Genomic DNA, 5,741 nt, shown 5'->3' on the forward strand with positions numbered 1-5,741 from the left:
TCTTCGGTAAACCTGCTCTTACGCATCGTCTGTCTCCTGGCTGGAGAACAGAAATCCTAACTCAAAATCGAGGGCGTTTCAGGGGTGCAGGTCAGGACTTCAATTTGAAGGCACAATTTCAGACTACAATTTCAATTCGAGCGGCTCGCGCTCGTATGAGTATTTCAACTCAAGCGGCCCCACGGGTCTAACGGCAACAGACAATTTTCGTCCTAACACTCGCGCACGATGGATGACTTCAGCGTTAGCGCGTGCAGGAGTTCTGGCAAATTCAGAGACACTTCTTTACGGCATCGCGGGTTGGAGTTTGGCTGGTTTCGATTATCAGACGCTTTCCACCAATAACTTCTATGAGCATTCCAATAAGTTCTTGGCGAACGGTCCAACGGTCGGCGCAGGCATTGAACGGAAAATCAGTGAGAATTGGAGTATTCGCTCTGAATATCGCTACACGCATTTCTTGCCAGTGAATGTTAGTAGCGAGGTCGTGTTCTCATCGTCGCAGCCCTCAACTCAGACAAGCACCGTCGCGGGTCGATTTGAGAATAGTATGCACGTTGGAAGAATTGGCATTGCTTATGAACTGCCCGTTACCCGATAGCGGTGGCCGGAGCCCAACGGCCTATCGCGCTGCACAATCGCGCTCGCTAAAGTCGTACTTGATTACGAATTCTAGCTAAAGGACAATCCCCATGGGTCTGGGGAGATACCACTATGCGTATTATTGCGTTGGCAGCCGTAGCGGCTGCCCTGGGCGGCTGTGCATCTAAGTCGTCTGACATTACAGCGGCCTACGTGTCGCGTGGCCGTAGTCGTGTTCTGGCCCGCCGCCTTCTTAGTCGGTGGCGATGGTCCAACGGCTGCCGAACTTGGTCAGCTTAAAGGGCAGATGGTTGCGATAGAGCAGGCGTCTATCGTGAAGAAGTGCGGCATTCAGTTTCAGAAGCCGCCGCCGGCCACTTGATGAGCATTCATCAGCATTTTCGTGATCGGGAAGAAGGTCAGCGTTGGCACATACATGCGGAAGGGAAAACTTATGGTCCCTTCACGGTAGAATCGCTGCGAGATATGGTCCGAAAGGCCAATTGATTTCATCGGACGAAGTTTGCGCCGAGAGCGCAACAAATTGGGTGGAGGTCAGCAAAGACCCAACGCTTGGAAAGATATTTGCAAATCAAACGGCTTGATGGTGCGTTGACCTTCACCGACCTTCTAGACAATCACATCATCTCCGTGAAATTAGCGATCAACGAATCAATCGAAGCGGCCGCCAAGATGCGCTGGTCTGGCACGATCAAGTTTAACCAGTTCATTGATGGCCATCAGCGCCTCAAGAATGCGCAACAAGACGGTCGAAGGTTGAATTTGTCGCGCGCAAGATTCTCTTTGCGGAGGGAAGTGTCAAAGAAAATTAGTGCGTCGCATTCAAACAGATGCCTCTTGGATTTCAAACGGACACATCAACGATATGGCACATTTGGAATGCCAGTGATCATTAGAAAAATTGTCGTCAGAAATGTTGGAGTGCTCAAAGCATTTGATACACCCGGTTCGCCGCGTCTAATCGCCCATTTTGTGGACGCGTAAAGTTCTGCCCCCGCCGGTCGGGGGGGCAAAAGCCAAGAGATCGACTACCCCTCATGCCATGACGCATATTACGCGTTAACGAGGTTGCGATGCAGATAAGCCAAAGCCTATTGAATTCGGTTTGTAATTTTCTCAAGGATAAGCCAGCAGGAGAGAACTCTTACATCTGGAAGGTCCATAAGACTACGTGGGAGCGGTTGGGCGATGGGTTCGATCCGCATCAATATGCAACGGGCGAGGAGCAGAACGTTGCCCTCAAGGCATTCCTTTCCCGTCGGTGGCTGGACGCAAAGCCGACCGAAAAAAGGAGGATTGCGGAATGGATGATTCGGGACTGGGGTGGCATCCGGCGCAATTCAGACAGCCGGATAAAATCTTACGTTCTTCTCGCGGATGAGGCTGAACCAGAAACACCGCTTGAGGGCGTTTCAAGTTATAGCAAGGTGCTGTCGATTAGAAACCCGGAGAAGTATGCGATATACGACTCGCGTGTCGCTGCCAGTTTGAACGCATTGCAACTGATGGACCAGCAGTCTTTGGGGTTAAAGCAGGCCGTGGCATTCTCTTGTCCCGCCAGTCAAAACAAGAAAATTAGGGAATTCAGCAAGCAATTTAGTCGCAGATCACTTGTCCATGTCTATGGATTCAAGCCAATTCATAGGAGCGACACGTATCGTTACTTCACAACGTTACTGTCAGAATTGAAGCAGATGACAGGTGCATCGGTTCTCGAAATTGAAATGCGTCTCTTTGCGGACGCAGAACGGCTCTGTGAAGCTGCACGAAATCGGGTTGCGCCCATGACCGGAGGCTGAGACGATGGCATTGCTGCCGGTGCCAGGTTCTACGAAGAGCTTTCGGAAAAGATTAGCGACGTCGCGCGTATTCTGGGAGGACGAGGTTGGTTACGACCGCTGCATTGGCGTCTGATCCAGCGTACGCCTACTTCCCGTAGACAATGTTGACGCCATCATTGTCGGGCAGCTTGAGACCATTCAGGAAGCCTTGCAGCGCCCGTATGCAGATGAGCGGAGAACGGTGGGGTACACTTGGAGGTCGTCCGGAAACCCCGAAGCTCTACTATAATCTGGATTAGTATAATCCAGATTATAGTAATCGTTCGCAACTGGGCGAATCTATACCGGCGTTCACCGGCGCGCGCAGCATGCAAGGGCGCGTTCCTTGCAGGCGAGCACGACGGTGCCAAGAGCCGAAGACGAACGGCACGCTCGGGGGCAGACGTTCTGCGGTGGCCGCGCCCGCCGATCTGGCGTCCAAGGGAAGCTGCCGCAAGGCCGCGGTGAGGCGTTCGCGTGCCCATGCGACAGCTTTCGTCTTGGCGTCCTCTTCGTCGTCCGCGACGCCCTGCGCCACTACGTCGTCGCTGACGTTTGTAACGCACCATCGCCAAGCGTCCTGATAGTGAAACGATTATCGTGTTGAACTACCACGGCAGGTGCATCATTCACCTGTGTGGAATCCGGTCGCGAAATTTAAGGCTGGTCGCTTGGAGGGCAGCCGGTCGAGTGGGGTTTGGCCGCGGCACTGATCCCCTCCACCTAAGGAAGGTTCGCGAAGCATTTTTCAAAACGTCGGGGAACATAGCCGTTTTGCCTAGCGCGGCCCACGAACTATATATTCGCTTATGTTGATTTCGTTGAGGATCCATGCCGGAAATCGTAACGGTACCAGAGAGGAAAGCACGAGAGGCCGCGCGTCGCCGTGCCGCTGCGCTCGACGTCATGACTGAGGCCCGAGAGTTCGCACGAACTCGCGGTGGGCGGTTCTACGTGTTCGGTTCTGTCGCTGCAGGCCGGATTAAGTACGATAGCGACTTTGATGTCGTCGTCGATTTCCAGTTCGGAATTGAAGCGGAAGCAGCCGATTTTGTGGAAGAGGCCTGCCAGCGGCGCCGTCTGCCCTCGGACGTTCATTTGAAATCGAGAGCCAGTAAGCGATTTCTCGATCGCATACGCGATCAAATGGTGTCGTTGCCATGAGCGACAGTAGATGGTCAGACGTCGAGGCTGATGTCGAACAGGCACTCATGCATTTCGGAATGGCAATTCAGATCTTTCAGGCTGGAGGTTTCGACGATCCCGGTATCGAAGGCTACAAGTCGACATCAGCGTTCAAGCAGGGAATGGATGCCGGCTACACCGCCGTCGAGCGGGCGATCGAGGGTATCCTCGGGATTCTTGGGGAGGAGCTTCCCACCGGACGCGACTTTCACAAGGTACTGCTTGATCGGGTGACTAGGCCGCTCACCGGCGATCATGCGAGGCCAGCGATATTCGATGAGCGTCTGAAAAAGGATCTACTTGAAGCCTTGAGAATGCGTTATCGCGTTCGCCATAGCTCTTACGACGAGTTCATACCACACTTGGCTGAGCCATCCGTTGATGCTGCACGAGATATCGTCGCTCGTATCCGAAACGCGATCAACGAGTTCAAAAGGAAGATCGATCCTGAACGCGCAGACGACAACGACGGAGACGACGGCGCGGGCGGCGGAGCTTCAGGCGGCCCTCCTGTCTAGCGGAGGTTAAGCACGGTTATCGTGACGCGATATTTTTCACCACGACAATCCGAAATTTGATTGATGTGGACGACTCTTAATCAACACGGTATTCTGGAAGGCCCAAAAATAGAAACCCGCGGCGCGCGGCAGGGTTCATCTTCGTCAGTTTAGCTGGAGCGACGCCTTGTCGTAAACCAGATCGAGTTCTGTTCGCGCACTCACACTCTCCGGCAAGGGCTCAGCCGGACTCCTTGTGCTCCTGACTTCCTGAAGTCGAAGCCCGGCATCGTCAGTCTGATTCCCCGGAGCCGCCGTCGCAGGCGTCCCGCAGGCATCGGCGCGCGCAGCATGCAAGGACGAAGAGCGAAGCGTCCCTTGCAGGCGAGCACGACGGTGCCAAGGAAGAGCCGAAGAGGCGCTCGGGGATCAGACGTCCTGATCCCCGGTGGGCCCGAGCAACTTTGATTGGCAGTGATATTCCAACTTATCTGAAGTCGGAATGCTGTGGCAAAATATGCCGAATCTTAAGGCGCTTTACATACACTCGATTTTTTCTGACCAATAATATAATTGTGGGACGCGCGTTGGCGGCTTGGCTTGCGCGCTCCCTGTAGGAGCGGCTGCCGTGATACCGTCGCTCCACAGTCACTTTCCGGCTCCTCTGGCTTTTGCGGTGCAGTGCCGGGTGGATAGGACGTGGACGTTGGGTCGACCGTCCCGCGCGGCCGAAGATTTCACGATCCCTTGCACGTCGGCCAGCCATTGGCGGTACGGTTCCGCTGCGATCGGCTCCGGCAGCGCCAGCACCACGTCATCGAACAACCACGCCACGCCCAATGCACGTAGCAGGGTCTCATGCCGCCGTTTCGCGTAAAGCCGTGGATCGGTAAAGGGACCGACTGTCAGGACCGCAACTCGTCTCGGAGAGGCCCCAGCACGCTCGAGCCGGAGCTCGATATCGATGGGGCGTCTACCCAATATCGCGGGCGAAAGTCTCGGCTTTGATGTCACTCGTCCGCCCAAGAGTTCGCCGATTGCGTCCAGGAATAGCTTGCTCGGCACCAGTCTCTTGTTTCGGACCGGCCCCTCGTTAGCCCGACGGGCAGCCTCCAAAGCGGACCGCAGAGACCTCACGGAGTATTCGCCGGCCAGTACTTTGTGCGCAGTCTTCATCGCTGACTTCGGATCCATTTCCGCCCACCGAGCCAAGATTTGGAGCAGGGAAAATGGCACCGTATCCAGGGCTTGGGCCAGCTGTGGGGAACTTGCCGTCAGTGAATCCAAGAATTCCAACACGGCGATTGTTCGTCGGATCGTGTTTATGTCTTTATCCTGGGCGAGGCGGCTGATACTTCGCTCGCGTTCACCGTACTTGGTGTTCCGGCGAACCTCTCGGGCCGCACTTGCTAAAGTCTTCCAGTTCTTCATGACGAGACCCCCAGGGTCTCGCGAGCCGCGGCCGGACATTCCGGTCTGCCGGCCAAGAGGCCGGAAGAACGAAGACTTTGGTAAGTTATGCATGGAATTCCGATACAGCCGATGGTGGACAGATAGAACCAGCCCCAGCCGATGACCTTCAAATAGGTGAAGTCGGTTTGCCAGAGCTGGTTGCACGCCGTCGTTTTGTCCCTGA

General features: G+C 54.9%; 8 protein-coding genes. 5 read left to right on the forward strand and 3 right to left on the reverse strand.

Going from position 1 to position 5,741, the window contains the following annotated elements; genetic code table 11:
- Positions 1–40: 40 nt before the first annotated feature.
- The gene (locus HNQ36_RS25830; protein ID WP_184090802.1) at positions 41–601 is read left to right on the forward strand and encodes an outer membrane protein; all 561 of its coding nucleotides are present in this window, start codon (positions 41–43) and stop codon (positions 599–601) included.
- A gap of 338 nt (positions 602–939) precedes the next feature.
- Here the strand turns inward: HNQ36_RS25830 and HNQ36_RS25835 are convergent, their stop codons facing one another.
- Positions 940–1,095, reverse strand: a complete 156-nt coding sequence (locus HNQ36_RS25835) for a hypothetical protein (protein ID WP_184090783.1) — start codon at positions 1,093–1,095, stop codon at positions 940–942.
- 60 nt (positions 1,096–1,155) lie between these two features.
- Between HNQ36_RS25835 and HNQ36_RS25840 the strand changes: the two genes are divergently transcribed.
- The 4 genes from HNQ36_RS25840 (at position 1,156) to HNQ36_RS25855 (ending at position 4,126) form a co-directional block, all read left to right on the forward strand.
- On the forward strand, positions 1,156–1,587 hold the full coding sequence (locus tag HNQ36_RS25840; protein ID WP_184090786.1) for a hypothetical protein: 432 nt from the start codon (positions 1,156–1,158) through the stop codon (positions 1,585–1,587).
- An 89-nt stretch (positions 1,588–1,676) separates the two neighbouring features.
- Complete coding sequence (locus HNQ36_RS25845; RefSeq protein ID WP_184090790.1) at positions 1,677–2,402, forward strand: hypothetical protein; 726 nt, start codon at positions 1,677–1,679, stop codon at positions 2,400–2,402.
- Between the two features lie 852 nt (positions 2,403–3,254).
- Positions 3,255–3,587 carry a nucleotidyltransferase domain-containing protein gene (locus tag HNQ36_RS25850; protein ID WP_184090793.1) on the forward strand — a complete coding sequence of 111 codons (333 nt, stop codon included), beginning with the start codon at positions 3,255–3,257 and terminating at the stop codon, positions 3,585–3,587.
- Positions 3,584–4,126: a ribonuclease toxin HepT-like protein gene (locus tag HNQ36_RS25855; protein ID WP_184090796.1), complete on the forward strand. Its 543-nt coding sequence runs from the start codon at positions 3,584–3,586 to the stop codon at positions 4,124–4,126. Before HNQ36_RS25850 ends, HNQ36_RS25855 begins: the two co-directional genes overlap by 4 nt.
- A gap of 627 nt (positions 4,127–4,753) precedes the next feature.
- Here the strand turns inward: HNQ36_RS25855 and HNQ36_RS25860 are convergent.
- Both HNQ36_RS25860 and HNQ36_RS26020 read right to left on the reverse strand, forming a co-directional pair.
- On the reverse strand, positions 4,754–5,536 hold the full coding sequence (locus tag HNQ36_RS25860; RefSeq protein ID WP_184090799.1) for a hypothetical protein: 783 nt from the start codon (positions 5,534–5,536) through the stop codon (positions 4,754–4,756).
- Positions 5,533–5,741, reverse strand: a 209-nt coding sequence (locus HNQ36_RS26020; RefSeq protein WP_210312225.1) for a hypothetical protein, incomplete at its 5' end; no start/stop codon positions are given. The genes HNQ36_RS26020 and HNQ36_RS25860, both read right to left, overlap by 4 nt.

The organism is Afipia massiliensis (assembly GCF_014203115.1).
Lineage (GTDB): Bacteria > Pseudomonadota > Alphaproteobacteria > Rhizobiales > Xanthobacteraceae > Afipia > Afipia massiliensis.

Coding starts and splice junctions, on each gene's coding strand:
- HNQ36_RS25855 (WP_184090796.1), top strand. CDS start 3,584: ATGAGCGACAGTAGATGGTCAGACGTCGAGGCTGATGTCGAACAGGCA.
- HNQ36_RS25860 (WP_184090799.1), bottom strand. CDS start 5,536: ATGAAGAACTGGAAGACTTTAGCAAGTGCGGCCCGAGAGGTTCGCCGG.
- HNQ36_RS25850 (WP_184090793.1), top strand. CDS start 3,255: ATGCCGGAAATCGTAACGGTACCAGAGAGGAAAGCACGAGAGGCCGCG.
- HNQ36_RS25845 (WP_184090790.1), top strand. CDS start 1,677: ATGCAGATAAGCCAAAGCCTATTGAATTCGGTTTGTAATTTTCTCAAG.
- HNQ36_RS25835 (WP_184090783.1), bottom strand. CDS start 1,095: ATGAAATCAATTGGCCTTTCGGACCATATCTCGCAGCGATTCTACCGT.